Annotated in this window: 17 protein-coding genes, 3 tRNA genes and 1 rRNA gene; 6 read left to right on the top strand and 15 right to left on the bottom strand. The window is 69.3% G+C overall.

The window, feature by feature from the left end; all coding sequences use genetic code 11:
- The 3 genes from VF584_26260 to VF584_26250 form a co-directional block, all read right to left on the bottom strand.
- Positions 1-93 (bottom strand): 16S ribosomal RNA (locus VF584_26260); the annotation flags it as partial.
- A 554-nt stretch (positions 94-647) separates the two neighbouring features.
- A tRNA-His gene (locus tag VF584_26255) sits at positions 648-721 on the bottom strand.
- A 174-nt stretch (positions 722-895) separates the two neighbouring features.
- Positions 896-2,224, bottom strand: coding sequence for a glycosyl hydrolase family 18 protein (locus VF584_26250; protein ID HEX8213697.1), 1,329 nt, complete (start codon positions 2,222-2,224; stop codon positions 896-898).
- 565 nt (positions 2,225-2,789) lie between these two features.
- Here VF584_26250 and VF584_26245 point away from each other — a divergent pair.
- From VF584_26245 to VF584_26235, 3 genes are all read left to right on the top strand, one after another.
- Positions 2,790-5,837: a CHAT domain-containing protein gene (locus tag VF584_26245; GenBank protein ID HEX8213696.1), complete on the top strand. Its 3,048-nt coding sequence runs from the start codon at positions 2,790-2,792 to the stop codon at positions 5,835-5,837.
- A 210-nt stretch (positions 5,838-6,047) separates the two neighbouring features.
- Positions 6,048-6,884, top strand: coding sequence for a hypothetical protein (locus VF584_26240; GenBank protein HEX8213695.1), 837 nt, complete (start codon positions 6,048-6,050; stop codon positions 6,882-6,884).
- Positions 6,885-6,987: 103 nt separating this feature from the next.
- On the top strand, positions 6,988-8,892 hold the full coding sequence (locus VF584_26235; protein HEX8213694.1) for a M20/M25/M40 family metallo-hydrolase: 1,905 nt from the start codon (positions 6,988-6,990) through the stop codon (positions 8,890-8,892).
- Positions 8,893-8,953: 61 nt separating this feature from the next.
- Here VF584_26235 and VF584_26230 read toward each other — a convergent pair.
- The 10 genes from VF584_26230 to VF584_26185 form a co-directional block, all read right to left on the bottom strand.
- Positions 8,954-9,027 (bottom strand) — tRNA-Arg (locus VF584_26230).
- 45 nt (positions 9,028-9,072) lie between these two features.
- Positions 9,073-9,146 (bottom strand) — tRNA-Pro (locus VF584_26225).
- A 39-nt stretch (positions 9,147-9,185) separates the two neighbouring features.
- Positions 9,186-9,815: an RdgB/HAM1 family non-canonical purine NTP pyrophosphatase gene (gene rdgB, locus VF584_26220; protein ID HEX8213693.1), complete on the bottom strand. Its 630-nt coding sequence runs from the start codon at positions 9,813-9,815 to the stop codon at positions 9,186-9,188.
- Entirely contained in the window at positions 9,812-10,522 is a 711-nt protein-coding gene (rph, locus tag VF584_26215; GenBank protein ID HEX8213692.1) for a ribonuclease PH, read from the bottom strand. The genes rdgB and rph overlap by 4 nt, the downstream gene beginning before the upstream one ends.
- Positions 10,515-10,991: a D-glycero-beta-D-manno-heptose 1-phosphate adenylyltransferase gene (rfaE2, locus tag VF584_26210; protein HEX8213691.1), complete on the bottom strand. Its 477-nt coding sequence runs from the start codon at positions 10,989-10,991 to the stop codon at positions 10,515-10,517. Before rfaE2 ends, rph begins: the two co-directional genes overlap by 8 nt.
- Entirely contained in the window at positions 10,988-11,953 is a 966-nt protein-coding gene (gene hemC, locus VF584_26205) for a hydroxymethylbilane synthase (protein HEX8213690.1), read from the bottom strand. The genes rfaE2 and hemC overlap by 4 nt, the downstream gene beginning before the upstream one ends.
- Entirely contained in the window at positions 11,947-12,483 is a 537-nt protein-coding gene (gene lptE / locus VF584_26200) for an LPS assembly lipoprotein LptE (GenBank protein HEX8213689.1), read from the bottom strand. The genes hemC and lptE overlap by 7 nt, the downstream gene beginning before the upstream one ends.
- Positions 12,431-13,153, bottom strand: coding sequence for a hypothetical protein (locus VF584_26195; GenBank protein ID HEX8213688.1), 723 nt, complete (start codon positions 13,151-13,153; stop codon positions 12,431-12,433). The genes lptE and VF584_26195 overlap by 53 nt, the downstream gene beginning before the upstream one ends.
- Entirely contained in the window at positions 13,150-15,222 is a 2,073-nt protein-coding gene (locus tag VF584_26190) for a HEAT repeat domain-containing protein (GenBank protein HEX8213687.1), read from the bottom strand. The genes VF584_26195 and VF584_26190 overlap by 4 nt, the downstream gene beginning before the upstream one ends.
- Positions 15,219-15,662 (bottom strand): thioesterase family protein, encoded by a 444-nt coding sequence (locus VF584_26185; GenBank protein ID HEX8213686.1) that lies wholly within the window; start codon positions 15,660-15,662, stop codon positions 15,219-15,221. Before VF584_26185 ends, VF584_26190 begins: the two co-directional genes overlap by 4 nt.
- A gap of 113 nt (positions 15,663-15,775) precedes the next feature.
- Between VF584_26185 and VF584_26180 the strand changes: the two genes are divergently transcribed.
- Complete coding sequence (locus VF584_26180; GenBank protein ID HEX8213685.1) at positions 15,776-16,516, top strand: UDP-2,3-diacylglucosamine diphosphatase; 741 nt, start codon at positions 15,776-15,778, stop codon at positions 16,514-16,516.
- 136 nt (positions 16,517-16,652) lie between these two features.
- Positions 16,653-17,663, top strand: coding sequence for a DUF3500 domain-containing protein (locus tag VF584_26175; GenBank protein ID HEX8213684.1), 1,011 nt, complete (start codon positions 16,653-16,655; stop codon positions 17,661-17,663).
- Between the two features lie 354 nt (positions 17,664-18,017).
- On the opposite strand, the gene murI is transcribed toward VF584_26175, so the two are convergent.
- On the bottom strand, positions 18,018-18,830 hold the full coding sequence (murI, locus tag VF584_26170) for a glutamate racemase (GenBank protein HEX8213683.1): 813 nt from the start codon (positions 18,828-18,830) through the stop codon (positions 18,018-18,020).
- Entirely contained in the window at positions 18,827-19,366 is a 540-nt protein-coding gene (locus VF584_26165; protein HEX8213682.1) for a hypothetical protein, read from the bottom strand. The genes murI and VF584_26165 overlap by 4 nt, the downstream gene beginning before the upstream one ends.
- Positions 19,367-19,661: 295 nt before the next feature.
- On the opposite strand from VF584_26165, the gene VF584_26160 reads away from it, so the two are divergent.
- On the top strand, positions 19,662-21,347 hold the full coding sequence (locus tag VF584_26160) for a 5'-nucleotidase C-terminal domain-containing protein (GenBank protein HEX8213681.1): 1,686 nt from the start codon (positions 19,662-19,664) through the stop codon (positions 21,345-21,347).
- The last annotated feature ends 8 nt before the right edge of the window (positions 21,348-21,355 follow it).

The following is a 21,355-nucleotide window of genomic DNA, read 5'->3' as shown; positions in this document are numbered from 1 at the left end:
TGAACCAGAGCCGAAGCCCTGATCCCGTACGACTTGCATGTGTTAAGCGCGCCGCCAGCGTTCGTCCTGAGCCAGGATCAAACTCTCCATGAGTTCAAACAGCTCCAGAGAACAAACGACTGTATCGTTCGTTCGGTTTCTTCTTCACGTTGTGTGCAATCCGTGCGGTGCCTCCAAGGACACCTGCAGGCACCGCGGGAGACGTGACGCCCCCGGCTGATGTGCCACACGGCCGCTCCGCGTTCCTTACGCGCGGGCTGCACAAAGCACTCCCCAATACCCGATTTGTCAAAACTTCCGCGCGGCTCTTTTCACCGCGTCTTCATGGCAACCCGGCCAGTTTCACCCGGCCCGTCGCGTGTCCTGCGTTAGTCCTTCAATCTACACCAGTAGCGCCGCTCCGTCAACCCCTCCGCAACTTCCGTTTTTACAACTTCCGCCGCACCCGACCCGCAGCGAACTCGTTGAAGATACTCAGCTTATCGCGGATCGTCAAGAGATGGAAACCAGCGTTTCCGTCTTCACCTCTCGTCACCGGCAGCCGGTCCGGTGGAGCCCTTCAACGTAAACCACTTCCGCGGAACCGTCAACCCCTCGCCGCGAAGACAAACCGAGACCCCGCGGCCGGAGCCGCGGGGTCTCGCAGGGGTGAGCGACCGGAATTGAACCGGCGACCTCCAGGGCCACAACCTGGCGCTCTAACCAACTGAGCTACGCCCACCATCATCTCAAGAACTGCGTCTCGTGCACCCGCCAGGCGCCGAAGCACCGGTTGATGCCGAGACACGAATTTGTGAAAGAATTCTCGATTACGCAAGTGGTGGGAGCCGCCCCGCGCACCCGCGTAAGGCCCGCCGCCGGAGCTCCGCATCGGAGCCCCGGCGGCGGAACCGAGTTACGGGACGAACTGGATCTGGTCCACGTAGAAGGTGGGCTGCGCCCCGCCGCTGTTGTCCTGGATCACCAAGTCCGTGATGGCGAGCGAGGAAATTCCCAGCGTCGAAAGCGGTATGCTCACCTTGCGCCACGTCCCCGCCGCCACCGAGCCGCCGGCGATGTAGCTGTTGACCCCCACCTTTGTGCGCCAGCCGCCCGTGTCTGCCAGCTGCACGATGAGCTGCTGCCCGCCGGCGGAGCCGCCGTGCACGTAGAACTCCAGCGTCGCCAGCCCGGACGGACTCACCCCGGTGTTGTGGTGCGCGTAGAGCCCGCCCCACGCCGCCGTGTACGCCGCGGAGATCGACTTGCTCCCCATGTACACGGGCGAGGTGTTGGCGAAGCTCACGGTGGTGCCCCACGACCAGTTGGCCCACCCGGTCGTCAGCGCGTCATCGTAGACGACTTTCGCGGTGTTCATCACCTCGTGGATCGCCCCCAGCAGGCTGATCCCCGCCGCCGAAGTATCCTGCGTCACCTCCCAGATCCCGATTCCGGACGCGCGCTGCAGGCTCAGCGTCGTCTTCTGCTTCATCGTCGACACCCCGTTGTAGTACCAGCCGTTGCTCACGTCTTTCGTAGGTGCCGTCGCGTCGTCGCGTACGATGTGTCGATACGCCTTCTGGTTGCCGCTCGAGTTGTTGCCGTAGAACTGCACCCCCAGCACCGTCTTGGACTGCGGAAGCCCGCGCCCGGACCAGTAGTCCAGCGACGCGACCGCGTGCGAGTACGCTGGCGTGGTGGTCTCGCCGTCGTACGCCATCAGCACCAGGAAGTCCACGTTGTTGAAGACCGGCGACAGGATGTGCTTGCCGAACCAGCCGTTCGCCGCCACCGCGGCGGTCAGCAGCTTCCCGCGGCTGTGCATCGCCGTGTCCAGATCGCTCATCAGGACGGCGAAGTTGGCGGCGTCCGCGCTGTCGTTCGGGAACTCCCAGTCGATGTCCACCCCATCGAGACCGTAGTTGTTGATGAAGGTGACCATGTTGCTGACGAAAGCGCTCCGCGCGGTGGGGCTGGCGGCCATGGGCGCGAAGGTGGTGTCGTGGTTCGCGCCGCCGCCGCCTACGGAGATCAGCGCCTTGGTGCCCGCGGCGTGGGCCTTCTGCACCACGGCGGTGAGCCGCGTGTCTCCGCTCATCGCGATGCCGGTGAGTGACCCATTCGAGCGTGCGTCGACGAATGCATAGATGACGTGGGTCATCTTGTTGTACCGCACCGAGTCCAGCGACAGCGAGGGGTACCAGTTGGGCAGGTACCCTACCACCCGCGAGGAGGTGGCGTTCATCGCCCACCGCGGCGGCGCACCCGGTTCCAGCGCGGGTCCAGACGGGCCCGTCGGCGCGTCCGCGCAAGCCGCGAAGGTGGCGAGAAGCGCCACGGCTAAGAAAGGCTTGTAGCACCGCATGGATCCTCCAACGTCAAAAGGGTATCCGCCACCTCAGGACCTCCACCGGTCCGGGCGTGCGGCGACCGTCGGGCAATTCGCGTGCTACAAAGATGGACGTAAAGTACAGGGGATCAAATGCTTACAGAGTGAACATACGATGCTTCGGAGAACGCATCTCCCCCTCCCCGTTACCCAGCCAATCGCCACAGGCACTGTGATCTACATCCACTTTTCGAACGTCAGTATTGCCTTTGAGCGTCTGACCGCAACACCTTCTTCACTTGGGGTGTGATCGCCCTGTCCTTCCGCTCCCTTCATGACGGCCACCCCGTGTCATCTGAGTTGATTCCGCCCAGTTCGCGTTAGCAAACTGAATTGCAGCGCCTTCCATCGAATCCAGCCCTCAATGCGCCGCTCTCCTCTCCCCCTTCTGGCTTCGGCAATTGTCCTCTCGGCGGTCGCCGTGGAGCGTGGCTCGCTGCTGGACGACCTCGCACGCGCCGCGCCTGAACGCACCGCCGGGCCCCGGCTGTCGGTTTCCGCGCGCTACCGGGCTTGCTCCTATCAGATCCCGCCGGACGGGATTATCCCCGTGGCGCACTGCGGTCCTGAAACCAGATCATCCGCCACGATGCCGGCGGTCGCGCGGCTCTGGTCCCGTGCGCGCAAGGATCTTCACTCCGGCGAGGCACTTCACACGGCCGGCCTCCTCGGTCTGCTATGGCCGAGCAGTGGAGGCACCGCGCTCGACGAAGCCATTTCCGTCCTCCAGCGCGCCGCCAGCGTCGGGGATCGTCCGTCGCGGACGCTCGGCGACATCTCCGCCGCGTACCTGATCCGCGCGAGCCGGACGCAGAACACGCGCGACTTGCTGGAAGCGATCACCAGCGCCGACCAAGCGCTCGCGGTGGACCCGAAGAGTGCCGTGGCACGATTCAACCTTGCGCTGGCGCTCGATTGGCTTGGGCTGAACGGCCAGGCGGGGGAGGCATGGGCGCAGTACCTTGCGGTCGACTCCACCTCCGGCTGGGCGGAAGAGGCGCGGACCCGCATCCGCGCTCTGGCATTCGGCGATCCGCCCGCGACGCCGCCCGGCCCCGCAGCCTCCGCGGCGGAGATCGAAGCCTACGCGGCCCGGGCCCCCCAGGAAGCGCGACTCCACGGCTGGGACCGACTCCTCGGGCAATGGGGCGCGGCGGTCCTGGCCGGTGACACCGCGCGCGCCGAAGCCCGCCTGCGCCAGGCGCAGACGATCGGCGAGGCGCTGGTGCGCAGGCGCGGTGACGCGACGCTTGCGGACGCGGTGAACGCGATTCGCGCACGCTCGAGAGACCACGCCGCTACCCGCGCGCTCGCAAGAGCGCACCTGGAATTTGCGGCCGGGCAGACGGCCTATCACAGTGTGGATTATAAGGCCGCTCGCGATCACTTCGCTCAGGTTCTGGAGATCCGACCGCCATCTGAACCCCTGCAGAGTTGGGCTCGCGTCTTCTACGCCGGCATGCTCGGGCAGCACGGCAAGCTGCCGGAAGCTGAAGCACTGCTGCGGCCGTTCGTAGAAACAGACACACTCCGCTACCCCGCACTCGCGGGACGTTCACGCTGGGTGCTCGGGTTTGTCCTGTCTCGAGCCGGGCGCTATGAGGGGTCGATAGCGGCGGCGGAGGAGGGTGGCAGGTTGCTGGGGCGGGCCGGCGAGCACGAGCACGCGGGCGGTGCACAGTATGTAGCGGCGGATGCCCAGCTCAACCTGGGCGCGACACACGCGGTGTACGGAGCGGCCCATCGCGCGCTCGCGACGCTCCGGGGCCGGCGCAGCTCCATCTGGCTCCAGAACACACTTGCCCTGGTGTCACGAACGGCCGAGGCCGACGGGCTGACCGCAGCCGCTCTGAGGTTCCAGAACGAGCGAGTGGTGCTTGCGGAACGGCTCGGCCAGCCGGCCCGCATCGCCGAGGCGCGGCTGGCGCGCGCGCGGCTCCTCGCCGCCGCCGGGACGCTCCCCCGGGCCAGGGCCGACATCGAGGCAAGCGCGCGGCTCCTGCGGGAGGTGAAAGGCGAGACTGCGCGGCGCTGGTTGGAAACCGACCTCCGCTTCGCGCGGGCCGACTACTTCGCCGTTCGCCAACCCACGCGAGCGGCGGCGAATCTGGACTCCATCCTGGCGGGTGTGAACGACCTCGCCGCACACAGGAAGCTCCGGGCCTACGTGCGCCGTGCCGAGGCGAGGCTCGCTATGAGGCAGGTTCCCGGCGCGACGGAAGACCTGAACTCCGCTTCCCTCCTCCTGGCCAGCAAGCGCGATTCGATCACCAAGAGCGAGCTCCGGGCCTCGCTCGTGGAGTCGGCGCGCGGCGTCTTCGACCGGCTCGCCATGCTCGACTTGGCCGCGGGCGACACCGCGGACGCATTGGATCACCTGGAGCGCGGGCGCATTTCGTTCGGCTCCGCCCCCCCTGATACGGCGAGCGCGATGCGCCGGCCGATGCGGCGGGGCGAAGTGGCCGTCGCGTATGCGCTGATTGGTGACACGCTGCTCGCATGGACCGTCGCCGGCACTAAGGCGCGCCTGACGCGTCAGACGGTGAACCGTGGGTCTCTCATCGCCTCCATCGAGGAGCTCCGCCTGTCGCTGGAGCGCGGGGAAGTGGGCGCGGCGGTCCGCCGGCCGCTCGCGGAGCTGCACCGCACACTTATCGCGCCGCTGGAGTCACGACTCGGCGATGAGAACACGACCCTGGTCATTGTGGCGGACGGGGAGCTCGCGGCGGTGCCATTCTCGGCACTCTACGACGAGCGGCGCGGCCGCTATCTGGTGGAAACGCACGCGCTCCGCTACGCCGGGAGCCTTCGTGACGCGGCCGCTCCCCAGGTGCGCGAGTCCTCCCGCGGAGTGCGCACGCTGCTCGTGGCGGACCCCGCCTTTGACGCACGCGTACACCCGGGCCTTCCCCGGCTCCCGGGCGCGCGGCGGGAGGCGGACTCCATCGCGGCAACGTATCCGGGCCATGTCCTTGTCGCCGGCACTGCCGCCGACGCTGCGGCCGTGGAAGCCGCGCTCGGGGGCGCCGGAATCGTTCACTTCGCCGGGCATGCGGTGTTCGATGACCGGCGCCCGGAGCGCTCGTACCTGGTGCTCGCGCCGGAGGGCGGCCCGGCGGGGCGCGGACGGCTCACCGCGGCCGAGATGGAGAAATTGGAGCTAGGGCACGTCGACCTGTTGGTCCTCTCCGCGTGTCAGACGCTCCGGTCGCAAAACGCGCGGTCGGGCGGCTTCGCGGGTTTCGCCGGGGCGCTGCTGGACGCTGGGGCGGGAGGCGTGGTCGGCAGCCTCTGGCGCGTGGATGACGAGCTGACGACGCCACTTATGGTCGAGTTCCACCGCGCCTACCACCGCTCGGGAAGTGGGCCGCTCGCGTTGCGCGAGGCGCAGCTCCGGCTGCTTCGTTCGCCCGATCCTGCGCTCCGCACCCCAGCGGCATGGGCGGGGTTTCGTTATGCGGGTGACTAAGCGCAACGGGAAATCTGCGGGTTGCGTCCCTCCAATTGGAGACGACAGACGTAGCCCGAACCGTCGGGTTCGGAATGCCGCCCGGATAGTACTCCGCGGGAGCGGCCGACCTTCATCCTAAGGGGCACGCTGATGTTTAACCTGACCATCACTTTCTCAGGCTTGTGTCTGCTAGCACGAGACCGGAATCGGGGGATGGTGCATGTGCTGATGCCGTCGACCGACGGGCACCAGCCCCACATTCCAGCCCTTGTGTACGTCGACCCGGACGGGACGGTCAACTGCCGGAAAATCTCCGACATGCATCTTGAGCTGCGGGACATCACCGGTGGTCTGAATCCGAGCGTGCCCCCGGAGGTGTTCGATTTTGGCGATGATCTGCTGGGAAGCAGGTCGGTCGACAGAACGCTTGTGGAGCCAGTCGAGTCGCTTCCAGACGGTGTGCACGCCCGAGTCCGCCTCACGGCCGGGTCGCACGGCGGGACCCATCGACTCGGTGGATTTTGGAACTTCACCCTGCGCGATAGGTCCGTCGTCCCCCGCCTTCTCCCGACTGCGGTGAACTGGTCGATTCCGGGCATCCGGCTCTCGCACCTAACTATCGACAACAAGGCGGGAAGGGAGAGCTTCGAAGTCTTCCCAGACGGGAACAACAATATCCACATCCTTATCGTGCACGTCACGCGACAAGAACTCGAGGTGATCGGTCCGGATATCCCGCCAACCCCGGCATGTATACCGCACAAGCACGAGGCGAGTCACTTCCGTGTGTACAGGTCGCTCCTGAAGCCAGAGGACGACTTCATCGTCCCCGAGTTCGATGAACCTCGCACGAGGGGTGCAGGGCTCTGCAAGCCACGCACGGACGAAACGCGGTCCGGATCGTACAACGAGAACGCTGAGTCCGCCGCCAAGGTCGGCGACTGCCTCGACGGTCCGCAACCGGATCATGCAGACGAGTCGGAGCATAGCGACCCGCATGCTGCTGCGGCGGCGGGTTCCGAACTCACCTGCATGGTGACCACCGCACCTGTTACCCCCCCATAGGTGCTCAGCGAGCCGACTCGACACCTGGCCATGCGGATTCGGAGCCGTCTCAGCCGGGTGCGGGTCGACCGTTTTTCTGGAACCGAGGCGCTCGGAGTGAGCTATGCCCTTGCAAGTGCCCGCCATCGCCGTCTTCGACCTAGTGAGCACGCTCGCCTTTGTGGAGCTCACGGAGGACGCCAGGGAGATCGCGACGCTTGATGTGTATTCCAGTGCCATTGATGTGCTCCGTGGGTTGCGCGATGAAGGGGTACTCATCCGAGTGATCGACAAGGTTGGCGAGGTCCCTCCAGACCACGTGCGAAGCAGACTGCTGGAGACCGAACTCGGAGAGTTCGCGGACTCTTTCATGATGGTGGAAAGGTCTGCCGAACTTCGGGACGTATTCGAAGCCGCTGCCGCGCTGGTGCCACGCGAGGAGGCGCTCCTACTCTTCGTGGGCGCCGATCCGGTCGAAAGGGAGATTGCGGCTGGCGTGCGGTTCAAGGCGGCGCCCCATCCCGCGTTGGCGCTTGGGGTCCTTGGCGGGGGCGGAGCCCTCCGGTACCTGCGGATCCGCGTGCCACCACGACGTGATTGGGACGAGTCGAGCGCGGCTCTGCGTGAGAAGGCGGTCGTGCCCATTCACCTGTCGGGCGAGCCCGCCAGCCTCGGCGTCGTCATCTATGCGATCGGAGACACTCGCACTGCGGCAGCCCTCGACGCTCTCGGGTTTTGGGTGGACCGGCTCGGCGCTCCCGACGAGCCGGAGACAACCACCGCCTATCTCATCCGGGGTGATCTCCAGGAGCAACACGGAATTTTTGAGTCCGCGGGCAACGCTTCGCCTCTCTTAGTGAATGGCCCCGTCGCCTCCCCTGTGCTCGCTTCCACCCATGAAGGATTTCTGGTCGCGCTCTCCTCGGATTTCCCGCTGGAGTCGCTGCACTTCGCGGAAGCTCACGAAGGCCACGCTCGCGCACTCTCGCCATCCCTCAATTATCTGCGGGGCACGAGTCTTGTGGCGGCGCGTGATACGACACTCGTCAACGCGGCACTCGCAGATCCACTCTCTAGTTCGGAAATAGAAATTCTGCGCCGACATTTGAACCCTGAATTCATAAAATCGGTAGTGGAGCGGTATGTCAAAATGGGGAGCGATGAACCAAAGTATCCATACGGAAGCCGTCACTTCAAGCACAAGGGAAATAAAAGTGCGGTCGCCCTGCTCGTTTCCGACTTCGCGTCGGTTTCTGCGGGGCGGCTACCTGCGAAGCATCACTGCTTTACACACAACGGGGCTCCGGCAGCAAACGTGGTGGCAAAACTTGAGGCTACGCCGGGAATGCAGGGTGCGGGGGTGGTGTTAGTTTGTGCTCACCTTGACACCTTCAACATAGTTGGGACACCGGACAGCGCGGCCGCCCCAGGTGCGGATGACGATGCAAGTGGGATGGCCGCCGTACTCGCCGCCGCCTCCGCGTTTCTAGAACTCGCGCCGTTGCGGACGCGGCGTCGGGAGATCCGTTTCGTGCTGTTCAACTGCGAGGAAATAGGGATGACTGGAAGCGAGAGCTACGCTAACGGTATGGCCGCGCTCAAGATTCCAGTGTCTGCAATGTACCAGATGGACATGATTGGCTATGACCACAGAGGAGGGGGTAACATCCAGGCCCATGTCGGATTTCGTGGCGAGGGCACGCCAAATGGATCAGCCGTGAGATTGCGGTCGACCGATCAGGCTGAGTTGATTGAGCACCTACGGCAACGTATCACCGATCTCACCGAGAGAACTCAGATTTACACCCGCTCCGAAGAGTGTGGCGAGGGGAGAAGTGATCACAGCAAGTTCCACGCGGCGGGATATCCAGGCTGCTGGGTGAGCGAAAATCTCTTTGCTTGCGGCAGAGGGTGCCACGAACTCAATCCAGCGTACCACACCTCGAACGACACCTCGGTCGATGGGCACTACGCCGCTGAGATCGGGCGCCTCGTCGCCGCTGCGGCGTGGATCGCGGCGACGAGATAGACCCCGGCAGGCGCAGACAAGCAGCCCCCACCGCACTTCGCGGTGGGGGCTGCTTTGGCTACGCGCCAGATAGGACTCGAACCTATGACCTACGGCTTAGAAGGCCGTTGCTCTATCCAGCTGAGCTACTGGCGCAGGTGTTGACCTGTACCAACGTTCGCCGGGAAGGTGCCCCGGCAGTCGGGGAGACAGGATTCGAACCTGCGACCCCCTGGTCCCAAACCAGGTGCGCTACCGGGCTGCGCCACTCCCCGTCCGACAGAGCGCAAAAGTATATCCCTGCGGCGCGATAATCAACCCTGCGCGTTCCCGCGCAGCGCTTCCGCCGCCTGCCGCACGGCGCGGCCACGGTGGCTGATCTCGTTCTTGCGGTCGGGCGAGAGCTCGCCAAAGGTGCAGCGCTCGGAGGGGATGTAGAAGAGGGGATCGTAGCCAAAGCCGCCGGTGCCGCGCGGCTCCTCCAGCACGATGCCGTCGCAGGTGCCGAGGAAGACCGCCTCGTCCGCGCCGCCGCCGGCGAGGGCGGCGGCGCAGACGTAACGTGCGCCGCGGCCGGATTCCGGCATCCCGGCGAGCTGCTGGAGGAGGTGGGTGTTGTTGGCCTCGTCCTGCCCGGCGCCGCGCAGGTCCGGGCCCGGGGCGAAGCGGCGCGAGCGCACGCCGGGGGCGCCGCCGAGCGCATCGACGCAGATGCCGGAGTCGTCGGCGAGGGTGCGCTCGCCGGTGAGGCGCGCGAAGTGACGGGCCTTGGCCAGGGCGTTCTCCTCAAAGGTGTCGAACACCTCGAGCGCGTCCTCCTCCGGCGTTTCCACGATCCCCAGCGCGTCCAGCCCGACGATCTCCAGCTCCGGGTAGCCGGCGAGGATCTCGCGGATCTCGCGCACCTTGCCGGGGTTGCGGGTGGCGACCAGGAGGCGCGTCATCCGCCCACGGCTTCGCGCTGCGCCCGCAGCAGGCTGCGGATGCCGCCGCCGGTGAGCGCCACCAGCCCGGCGAGCTGCTCGGGGGAGAAGTCGCTGCGCTCGCCGGTCCCCTGTACCTCGATGATGCCGCCGCTCTCGCGCATCACCAGGTTGAGGTCGACCTCGGCGGCGGAGTCTTCCGTGTAGTCGAGGTCCAGCAGGAGGACGCCGCCGACCACGCCCGCGCTCATGGCGGCGACGAACTCGCGGAACGGCGACGCGGTTCCCTTTGCGGCGATCCACTGGCACGCATCGTAGAGCGCGACCGCGCCGCCGGTGATGGAGGCGGTGCGGGTGCCGCCGTCCGCCTGCAGGACGTCGCAGTCGATGGTGATGGTCCACTCGCCCATCGCGGCCATGTCCACGCAGGAGCGCAGGCTGCGGCCAATCAGGCGCTGGATCTCCTGCGTGCGCCCGCCCACCTGCTTGCGCTCGCGCTGATTGCGGGAGTGCGTGGCGCGCGGGAGCATCGAGTACTCCGCCGTCACCCACCCCTCGCCGCTCCCCTTGCGCCAGCCGGGGACGCCGCGTTCCACCGTAGCGGTGCATAGGACGCGGGTGCGCCCCGTGGAGATCAGGCACGATCCCTCCGCGTACTCGCTCACGCCGCGCTCGATGCGCAGGGCGCGCGGCTGCTCGGGGGTGCGTCCTTCGGACCTGTCAGGCATTCTGGGCAGCTCGCTGGAGGATGGCCGTGGTGGAGCGGCCGGGGACGAGCGGGGCGACGACCACTTCCCCGCCGGCGGCTTCGACTTCGGCGCCGCCCACGATGTCTTCCTTGCGGTAGTCGCCGCCCTTCACCAGCACGTCGGGAAGGAGCGCGACGATGAGGTCACGCGGGGTGTCTTCCGCGAAGAAGGTGACGTAATCGACCGCCGCCAGGCCGGCGAGGACGTAGGCGCGGTCGTCCTCGGGGTTGACGGGACGGGACGGTCCTTTGAGGCGGCGCACGGAATCGTCCGTGTTGAGGCCGACGACGAGGAGATCGCCGAGCCCGCGCGCGGACTCCAGGTACTCGACGTGGCCCCGATGGAGCACGTCGAAGCAGCCGTTGGTGAAGACGACGCGCTCCCTCCGCGGCCTTCCGAGACGGGCTACGAGCTCTTCGCGGCCGACGATCTTGGCTTCGGCGCTCACGGCTGGCCCGGGCGGGCGGCGGGGACTTCGCGGCGGATCTCGGCCAGGAGCTCCCCCGCCCCGCGGCGCAGCAGCGCGTCGGCGAGCTCGCGGCCCAACCCGGCGGCGTCTTCAGGCGCACCCTCGGCGGAGGCGCGGAGGATCGTCTCGCCGCTCGTGGAAGCGACGAGGCCGTGCAGCGTCAGGCGGCCGTCGTGGAGCTCGCCGAGGGCACCGATGGGGACCTGGCAGCCGCCTTCGAGGGCGCGCAGGAAGGCGCGCTCGGCCGTCGTTGCGGCCGCGGTAGGGGCGTGATCCAGTCCGCGGAGGCGCTGGAGCAGCGCTTCGTCATCCGCGCGGGCGACGACGGCGAGGGCGCCCTGCCCCACCGCCGGGAGCCAGTCGGACGGGTCGAGGTGCTCGGAGATGCGATCGTCCCATCCCAGGCGCAGCACGCCCGCGGCGGCCAGGATGATCCCCTCGTACTCGCCGCGGTCTAGCTTGGCGAGGCGGGTGTTGAGGTTGCCGCGCAGATCCAGCACCTCCAGGTCCGGCCGGCGCGCCTGGAGCTGCGCGCGGCGGCGCAGGGAGCTGGTGCCAATACGGGCGCCCGCCGGCAGCGTCGCGAGCGATCCGGAGCGGCCAGGGGCCAGGATCAGCACGTCGCGCGGGTCTTCGCGGACGGTGATGGCGGCGATCACCAGGCCGTCCGGAAGGCGCGTGGGCACGTCCTTAAGCGAGTGCACGGCCAGGTCCGCGGCGCCCGAAAGGAGCGCTTCATCCAGCTCCTTGGTGAAGAGCCCCTTGTCGCCGATCTTGGCGAGGGGGACGTCGAGGATCTTGTCGCCGATCGTCTTCACCACGTCGATGCGCACCTCGGCGTCCGGGTCGGCGGCGAGGAGGGCGCGCTCCACGGCGTGCGCCTGCCAGAGCGCCAGCTGGCTGCCGCGCGACGCGATGCGGAGGAGCGTGCCGGCTACCACTGCGACTGCGCTCCCTGCACCACCTTTTGGATGATGTCGACGACCGCCTTCTCCCGCGCGACGTTGATCGTCTGGTTGCTCGGGTTGTAGTCGCCGAACGCGGAGATGTTGCTGCCGCGCCAGAGCACCTTGTCGCCGCGCACGTCGAAGACTTCCGCGTCGAAGGTGATCTGCAGGCGGCGCTGCACCGGCTGCACGCGCCCACCCGTCTGCTCCTGCGCGGCGATGTTCAGCGTGGTCTCGTCGTAGCCTCTAAGCGTGCCGCGGATGATGGCGTCGGCCGAGGCCTGCGCGGAGAGGCGCACGCCCAGCTCGCGCGGAAGGCGCTGCTGCAGCGCGCGCTGCACGTCGCCGCGGAGCGCTTCGTCCGGCGTGGTGTTCTCGAACAGCTCCACGTAGACGGTGCGGATGTTGGGCGGCAGCCCGCCCCCGGTGAGCTGATAGAAGCACCCGGAGAGCGAAACCGCCAGCAGGATGCTACCGAGCAGTGCCCGGCGGGCTCCAGATGTCTTCCGAGAAGGATGCCACATCGTTGGTCGATTCCAGCGTGAGGTTCAGTGTGCGGAGCGCGTTCCACTCCCGGTAGCGCGCACTGGTGATGTTGATGCCCGGCCCGTGGGACAGATCGATCGATTCCTGCACGCCACCGCCGCGCAGCCGGCGCACGCTCTGGAGCACTCCGGAGCGGGCGCGGTACTCCAGCGTCCCGTCGGCGCCCAGATCGTAGCGGACCACCGTCGCGTCGGCGTTGCTGGTTGCGTCCACCAACCGTGCCGTGCTCGGCGGGCGCACGACGCCGACCGTGGCCCAGAGCAGCGCGGGCGAGGGGAAGCGGAAGCGCTGCTGGTCGATGGCGGCCGGGATGCGCGGCGTCTCGTCCACCAGCGCGGCGGCGAAGTACGTCTCGCCGCGTGGGCCGAAGAGATCGATCCGGAAGCGGTCCGGCGCGCGGAAGCGTGCCACTCCGCGGCCGTTGAAGCGCGCTCCCGACTCATCCAGCGCCCAGGTGAAGTTGGCCTGGCGCGGCGACGAGGGCAGCGTGGCGCGCTGAAGCTGCGCGGCGATGACCGCGGGGTCCTGGCGCGGGCCTTCCGTCGCCGGCGCGGGCGAAGCTCCGGACGCCGGTGCGCTGGCCGTGGCTGGGCCGCACGCGGCGAGCGCCAGGGCAGCCAGCAAAATCCTCGTTGTGTCGATCTTCACTTCACTTCCTCGATGCGTAGGATGCGGTCGCCGGGGACGACGCGGTGCACCACCTCCATCCCGCTCACCACCTGGCCGAAGACGGTGTAGGTGCCGTCCAGGTGCGGCTGCGGCGAGTGGGTGATGAACCACTGGCTCCCCCCCGTGTCCGGCCCCGAGAGCGCCATCCCGAGCGTCCCGGTGCCGTACAGATGGCGGTTGATCTCGTCGCGGATGGAATACCCCGGACCGCCGGAAGTGTCCCCGCGCGGATCGCCGCCCTGGATCACGAAGTTAGGGACGACGCGCGGCCACTCCTGCCCGTTGAAGTACCCCGCGCGGGCCAGCGTCAGGAAGTTGTCGGCCGTCCCCGGCGCGTCCGCGCCGAACAGCTCGACCTCGATGGTGCCGCGGCTCGTGACGATGCGGGCACGTGGGCGCGCGTCGGAGATCACGTAGGCCGCTGCCAAGCGCGCGTATTCCGCCTGCTGGCGTCCCTCCACGGGGAGCGCGGGGCCCCATGCGCGCGTCGTCATCGTGTCACCGAACGCGGCGGCGGCGCGCTGGCGGACGAGGTAGTCGCCGGATCTCTGGAAGCGCGCAAAGAAGGAGCGTGCGGCCGACGCGTCCTTTTTCGCCAGCTCCCCCAGCGCATCGACTGCGGCGAGGGCGGCGTCGTTCATCGAATCGGCGCGGGCTCGGTCGTACGCGTCGAGGAGCACCGGGAGGGTGGCCGGGTCCGTGAGCTTGCCCAGGCCGCCGAGCGCGTTGGTGCGCTGGATGACGTCGCGCGCGCCGAGCGACTCGATCAGGAGGTTGCGGATGGGCGCCAGCGCCGTGTCCCCCGCCGCGCCGACCGCCGCTTCGATGGCGGTGGCGCTGACGCGGCCCTCAGGATCGCGCGCGAGCGACGCCACGGCCTCGCGGTCGCCGATCTCGGCGTAGGCACGCGCGGCGGCGGTCCGGATGCGCCACCCCGGCTCCCGAGCGAGCGCGCCGGCGACCTCACGGGCCTGCGCGGGCGCCACTTCTGCCAGCGCCGCGATGGCTGCCGCGCGCAGCGCTTCAGGTGCGCTCGCGTTCAGCGCCGCCGTGCGGAGCGCCCCCGCGGAGCCGGGCGCGCGCGTGGCCAGGCGGCCCAGCGACTCGGCCGCACTGATGGCGAGGTACGCATCGGGGCTCCCCAGGAGGCGCTCCAGCTCGGAAAGCGACTCGGGCGCCGCGTACGTGCCGAGCGCGCGCACGGCGCTGACGCTGACCGCGTGGTCCGCGTCGCGCGCGGCGGCGAGGATGACCGGAAGTGCGCGCGCCTGTCCGACCCCGGCGCTGTCGGCGAGCGGCGCGGTCAGGGCGCGGATCGCAAAGGAGCGGACGAGCGCGTCGGGATCGGTGGCGTAGGGGAAGAGCGCCGCCGTGCCGCGCGGATCGGGGCGGCGCGTGAGGGCGTACGCCGCACGCCAGCGGATCGCCGTGTCCTGCGACTCCAGCCAGGGGAGGATGGGCGCGGGGTCCGCCGGACGCGGGAAGCGGTAGACGGAAAGGAGCGCCAGACTGACCGCCTCGCGAACGCCGGGGCCGGTGCGCGGCGCCGCCAGCAGGAAGCTCTCCACCGCCGTGCGTGCCGCCGGTGTGCGGATCTTCCCCAGCGCGAGCGCCGCCTCGCCCACCACCGTCGGCGCCGTGGCGACCCGCTGCGCCGTCACGTACGGAGCGAGGAGCGGGACCGCGGCGCTGTCCGCCACCTGCCCCAGCGCAAATGCCGCCGTGGCCGCTACCGACGTGTCCGCGTCCGCGAGCAGGCGCCCCAGGAGCGGTACCGCGCGTCTGTCGCGAATGCGGCCCGCCGCGAGCGCGGCGCGGCGGCGGTCCGCGGAGTTCGCCGAGGTGGCGGCGGATTCCAGCGCGGCGGCGTCGTACTCGCGGCGGTCCTCCAGGCGCAGGAGGCGTGTGGCGACTTCGGGCGAGCCAGGCTCCGCCACCGTGCGCGGGCCTGCGGGTGCAGGCGCCGGCGTGCCCGGGACGCTCGCGGCCGGCGCGCAGGCGGCCACGAGCAGGAGGAAGAGGACAGGCGTATGGCGTGGCACGATCATCCCACCTCCCGCGGTGCGGGGTTGCGAAACGCTTCCAGGAGCGAGGGCGGCAGCGAGCGCAGGTTGCCGTCGCGGTCGATGGCGGTCAGCCCCGTGCGCGCGGAGACGAGGCGGCTGGTGCCACCATCGTCATCCACCCGCTCCACCAGGTAGGTGAAGGCGACGGCGCGCGAGCGGACCTGCTCCAGCGTCGTCGTCACCCGCACGAGCTCGTCGTAGCGCGCGGATGCATGGTAGCGCAGCGACACGTCCGTGACGGCGAGGAGTACGCCCTCTTCGCGCTCCACCAGCGCGTATGACTTCCACAGGCGGCGGATCAGCTCCGTGCGGCCTATCTCGCACCACGGCAGGTAGTTGGCGTGGTAGACGATCCCCATCTGGTCCGTCTCCGAATAGCGGACGCGGAACTCGACGGAGCAGGAGGGCGCGGCGGCCGTCATCGGCGGAGGGTCGAGGGTGGGCGTGGCATGCGGCGGAAGCTACCCGGCGGCGGCACGTGGTGTCAAACCGCGCGGCTTGTGGGCGCCCCGCGCGCCGGGTAGCTTGGCCCGCCATGCAGAGCAAGCCCGCCTACATCGTCTCCGACATCCACCTGGGCGCGGTTCCGCGAGAGACGGAGCGCGCCTTCCGCCGCTTCCTCGACCACGCGGCCGAGCACGCCGGCTCGCTCCTCATCAACGGTGACCTCTTCGACTTCTGGTTCGAGTACAAGTCCGTGATCCTGCGCGAGCACTTCCGTGTCGTCGCGAAGCTCGCGGACGTGGTGGAGGCCGGGGTGCCGGTGTCGTTCGTGGGCGGCAACCACGACGCCTGGGCCGGTTCCTTTCTGCGCGACGAGGTGGGCGTCACGTTGCTGGACGGGCCGGTGGAGATGGAGCTGGGCGGGCGCCGCGCCCTGGTGGCGCATGGCGACGGCGTGGGCCGGGGCGACTACAAGTACCGGGCGCTGCGCAGGATCATCCGCCACCCCGCCTCGATCGCCGCCTTCCGCCGCCTGCACCCGGACACGGGTCGCCGCATCGCGGGGCTCGCCTCGACCACGGAGCACAAGGCCGACTCCGGCGACCAGGCCGCAAAAGGGCGCGCGGCGTTCATCCGCGGCTGGGCCGAGGAGCAACTTGCGCGCATGCCGCACGTAGAGCTGGTGGTGGCGGGCCACGCACACGTGCCGGAGGTGGTGGAGGTGGCGCCGGGGCGGTTCTACGCCAACTCGGGGGACTGGATCCGGAGCTACACGTACCTGGTGCTTCCGGTGGCGGGCGGCGCGCCGGAGGTGCGGGGGTGGGAGGTGTGAGGGCCCCCGCCCCGCTCGTTCCTCGCTGCCCGCTTCAAGCTCGTTAGATCGCTTCCCTATACCGTTGACCTCCATGGCGAATCGTGTCCCGGGCGTCCGGTTCAGATCGGCAGGTTGGTTCCCTGCCGTTCTCGCCGTGGCGCTTCTTGGCTGCGGCACCCAGCCGCCCGCGCGTGCGGGCGGTGCATCCTTCTCTGCCACAGCTCCATCGGCCGCGGTCGCGCGGACGTTCCTCTCGACGCTCGACGATAGGCAACGTGCCCTCGCCTCGTTCGAATTCGACGATCCGCAGCGCACCATGTGGGCGTACGTGCCGCAAGAGCGCACTGGCCTCCCGCTGCAGGCGATGAACGCCGAGCAACGTGCGGCAGCGTTCCGCGTGCTCGGCACCGGGTTGAGTGAGCGCGGCAACACACTGGCGCGCGGCATCATCGAGCTCGAAGGCACTCTCCGCGTGCTCGAGGGGTTTCCCTGGGGGAATCGGCGCGATCCGGAGCTCTACTACCTGGCACTCTTCAGCCGGCCGGGTGGGATGCATCCCTGGGGCTGGCGCTTCGAGGGCCACCACCTCTCGGTGAACGTAACGGATCTGGGGCCCCACGGGCGGATCGTCGCGCCGCTCTTCATGGGTGCCAACCCGGCGCGCGTGCCCAGCGGCCCGCAGCAAGGGCTTCGCCTGCTCGCCGCGGAAGAGGACCTCGCCTTCGAGCTGCTGCAGATGCTCGATCCTCCCCAGCGCGCCCGCGCCACCATCGCCGCGCAGACCCCGGGGGACATCGTTACCGGCAGCGATCCTGTCGTGGCACCGATGGCATTCGCCGGCATGCCCGCGGCCGAGATGACGGCCGCCCAGCAACGGCAGCTTCGCCGGCTGCTCGAAGTGTACGCCGGGCGGATGGCAGACTCGTCGTCATACAGGCAAATGGTACGCATCGACGACGCGGGGTTCGGGCGCCTGCACTTCGCCTGGGCCGGCGCGCACCGGCCCGGCGCGCCGCACTACTACCGCATCCACGGACCTACCGTGCTGGTGGAGTACGACAAGAGCAACGCGAACCACATCCACACCGTCTGGCGCGATCTGGAGAACGACTTCGGAGGTGACCTGCTGCGGAGGCACTATGCACGGCAGCCTCAGCCTCACTGAAGCCCTCACCCCCCCGGCCCCCCTCTCCCAAACTGCTGGGAGAGGAGGGAGATCGCGGCCATCCACGCGGGTCTCCGACATCGGGAAACGCATCGGTCCGGGGCGGGCGCGATTCATCGCGCCCGCCCCGTGCGATCCTCGACCTTCGCCCCACGCACAGATCCGGTATGCGTGTCTGCCCCCCCGGCCCCGTCTCGACCGCTGCCCTCCGCGCGGTCCCCGTAGGGGCCGCCCCGCGTGGCTGCCCGTGCCCGCCCCCGTGACGCCGCATGCACCGCGGGCGAATGCAAGCCAAACGACCCTCCCCCAGCAGTTTGGGGGAGGGGCAGCGAGGTGACGGGCGGGGAGAGGACCCTACGACGCGATCGGCTCCTCGCCGGGCACGTGGACGTGCTCCACGGGGAGCGGGTCGCCCCAGATGCGCGCGACGACGGCGGCGACCTCGGGGGCGGGGCCGGTGGTGAGGATGCGCAGGGAACCGGTGCCCTCCGCGGCCAGCTCCCCGCGCTCGCGGAGGATGCGCTCCGTCTGGCGGGCGATGGCGCCTCCGCTGTCGATCAGGCGCACGTCGGGGCCCAGCGCGCGCGCGATGGCGTCGCGGATGAAGACGTAGTGCGTGCATCCCAGCACGACCGTGTCCACACCCGCCTCGCGGAGCTGCGCGACGAACGGCTCCAGGCGCCGGTCCAGCTCCTCGCCGCCCAGGATCCCCTCCTCCACCGTGTCCGCGAGGCCGGGGCACGCCTGCGCGACGACGGTGGCGCCGGTGCCATGGGCGCTCACCAGGCGGGCGTAGCGGTCCGAGCGCAGCGTACCCGTGGTGGCCATCACGCCCACGCGGCCGGCGGCGGAGTCGCGCACGGCAGGCTTCACGGCGGGCTCAAGGCCGATCACGGGGACGGTGAGGTGCTCACGGAGTTCTTCGAGGGCGGCGCCCGAGGCGGTGTTGCAGGCCACGACCAGCACCTTGGCGCCACGCTCCTGCAGGTAGCGCCCCACGGTGAGCGAGCGGTTGCGCACCCACTCCGTCGTGCGGTCGCCGTAGGGGACGTACGCCGTGTCCGCGAAGTAGAGAAGCTCCTCGGCGGGAAGGGCGCGGCGGATCTCGCGAGCCACGCTCAGCCCGCCGATCCCCGAGTCGAAGACGCCGACGGGGGCGTGGCTCACGGGCGAGTGCCGACCGGAATGCTCCCCCCCACCTGCACGCCGCCCGAGCCGGGCGCGGAGCCCACCTGTGCGTCGAAGTCGCGCAGGTGCGCGCCCACGAAGGCGTCCGCGCCGGAGAAGAAGAGCCAGAAGAGGGAGAGCGCGATCCAGTCCTCGCGCTGGGCGCGGCGGGCGCGCACGAGGCCGGTGGTGCGCTCCTCCGGGATGACGCCGGCGCGCCGCAGGATGTCTTCGCGGTCGTACGCCTCGCCCAGCTTGCGGTGCGACTTCAGCACCATCCACAGGCTCCCCGCCTCCAGCGCGAAGTAGACGATGCCGCGTTCCGGCGCGCCGATCTCCGACTGCCCCCAGCCGGGAAGGACGAGCGAGCGCAGGAAGGCGCCACGCGGCGAGATCCGGCCGGTGGGCACCGAGTCCGCGCGGATTGCGCCCGCCGTGTCCACCACGGGGCGGCGGGAGGTATCCGGCGGCGTCACCTGCGCGGCGAGCGGGTGCGCGGCGATCAGCAGTACGAGCAGAAGCAGGGCGCGGGTCATCGCACAAGTGTGAGCGGGTCGTGCGGGGCTCGTTTTCGCGCCTGCAAAGCGCGGTCCCCCTGGGGAAAGTAGCGGGGCCAGCGCGCCGGGCGCAAAGGCGCGGAGCATCTCGCTCCCTGCCGTGTACCACGCGCGGGCCAAACGGGTCCACCGAAACTGAAGTCCTAAGTGCTGAGTCCTAAGTCCTGAGTCCTAGGTCCTGAGTCCTGAGTCCTGAGTGAGCCGCTGTTCAGCACTTAGCACTTAGCACTCAGCACTTCCGGCCGTAACTGCTATCACCTTGCTGGGACTTTCCATGAATCGCACATTGCTGACGCTCGCCGCGGGCGTCCTGGCGGCTGGTTGTGCTTCCACGCCGCCCGCCGTTGCGCCCGCCGCGGGGCGGCTGGTGGTGATGGGGACCACCGACACGCACGGCTGGCTCCTTCCCTACGACTACTACACGGGCCGCACGACCGACCACGGCCTGGCGCGCCTCGTTCCGCAGATCGACAGCGTGCGCGCCGCCAATCCCGGCCGCACCGTGCTGGTGGAATCGGGCGATCTACTGCAGGGGAATCCGCTCGACTTCGTCTACTCGCGCCTCGCCGCCGGCGAGACGCACCCGGTGGCGGCGGCGATGAACTTCCTGCGCTACGACGCGTCCGCCATCGGCAACCACGAGTTCAACTACGGGATCGCGCACCTGGACACGGTCGCGCGGCAGTCGCGCTTCCCCTGGCTCTCCGCGAACACCTACCGCGCAGGGACGGCGGAGCACGCGTACCGCCCCTTCACCATCGTGGAGCGGACGGTGGGCGGCGCGCCGGTGCGGGTCGGGATCACCTCGGTGACGCCGCCCGGCGTGGCGATCTGGGACCGCGACAACGTGCGCGGGCGGCTGGACTTCCGCGACATCGTGGCCTCCGTGCGTCCCGTGGTGGCGGAGATGAGGCGGCAGGGCGCCGACCTGGTGATCGTGGCGGCGCACAGCGGGCTGGAGGGATCGAGCTACGACACCGCGGCGACCGGCGTCCCCACCGAGAACGCGGCGGCGGCGATGGCGCGCGAGGTACCCGGGATCGACCTGATCCTGATGGGGCACTCGCACCGCGAAGTGGCGGACACCACCATCGGCGGCGTGCTGGTGATGCAGGCCAAGAACTGGGGCACCTCGCTGGCCGTCGCCGAGCTGGAGCTGGAGCGCGGCGCGGCGGGGTGGCGCGTGGCGGGGAAGCGCGGCCGCATCCTGCGCCCCGCGAAAGGCGCGACGTCTGCGGAGTTCGAGGCGATGCTGGCGGCGGCGCACCAGCGGACGCGGGAGTACGTGGCGCGGCGCATCGGCACCTCGTCCGTCGAGTGGTTGGCGGCGCGCTCGCGGGTGGAGGACACGCCGATCCTGGACCTGATCAACGACGTGCAGATGCGCGCCTCGGGCGCGGAGCTCTCGGCCGCCGCGGCGTTCTCGCTGGACGCGCGCATCCCGGCGGGGCCCATCACCGTGGCGGACGTGGCGGGGCTGTACCTGTACGACAACACGCTCAAGGCGGTGCGCGTGTCGGGCGCGCAGCTGCGGGCGTTCATCGAAAAGAGCGCGGAGTACTACCTCCCCTGCCCCGCCGCGCGATGCGAAAAGCTGGTGAACCCGGCCGTCCCCGGCTACAACTTCGACGTGGTGAGCGGCGTGGACTACACGCTCGACCTGACGAAGCCCGTCGGCCAGCGTGTGACTACGCTGCGCAGGAACGGGCGCGACGTGGCGGCGGCGGACAGCTTCACCCTCGCTCTCAACAACTACCGCGCGAGCGGCAGCGGCGGGTTCTCGATGCTGATCGGCGCGCCGGTGGTGTACGACCGCGGCCAGGGGATCCGCGAGCTTCTGATCGAGGAGATCGAGCGGCGCGGCACCATCGCGCCGGAGCAGGTGTTCAGGAAGAACTGGGAGATCGTCCCCGCGGAGCTGGCGCGCCGGGCCGCGGCGGAGCAGGCGCCGCGCCCCTGAGCGGCACT

This window comes from Longimicrobium sp. (assembly GCA_036389135.1).
GTDB lineage: Bacteria > Gemmatimonadota > Gemmatimonadetes > Longimicrobiales > Longimicrobiaceae > Longimicrobium.
Note: the sequence above shows the minus strand (reverse complement) of the source record. Positions and strands in the feature narration are given on the sequence as shown.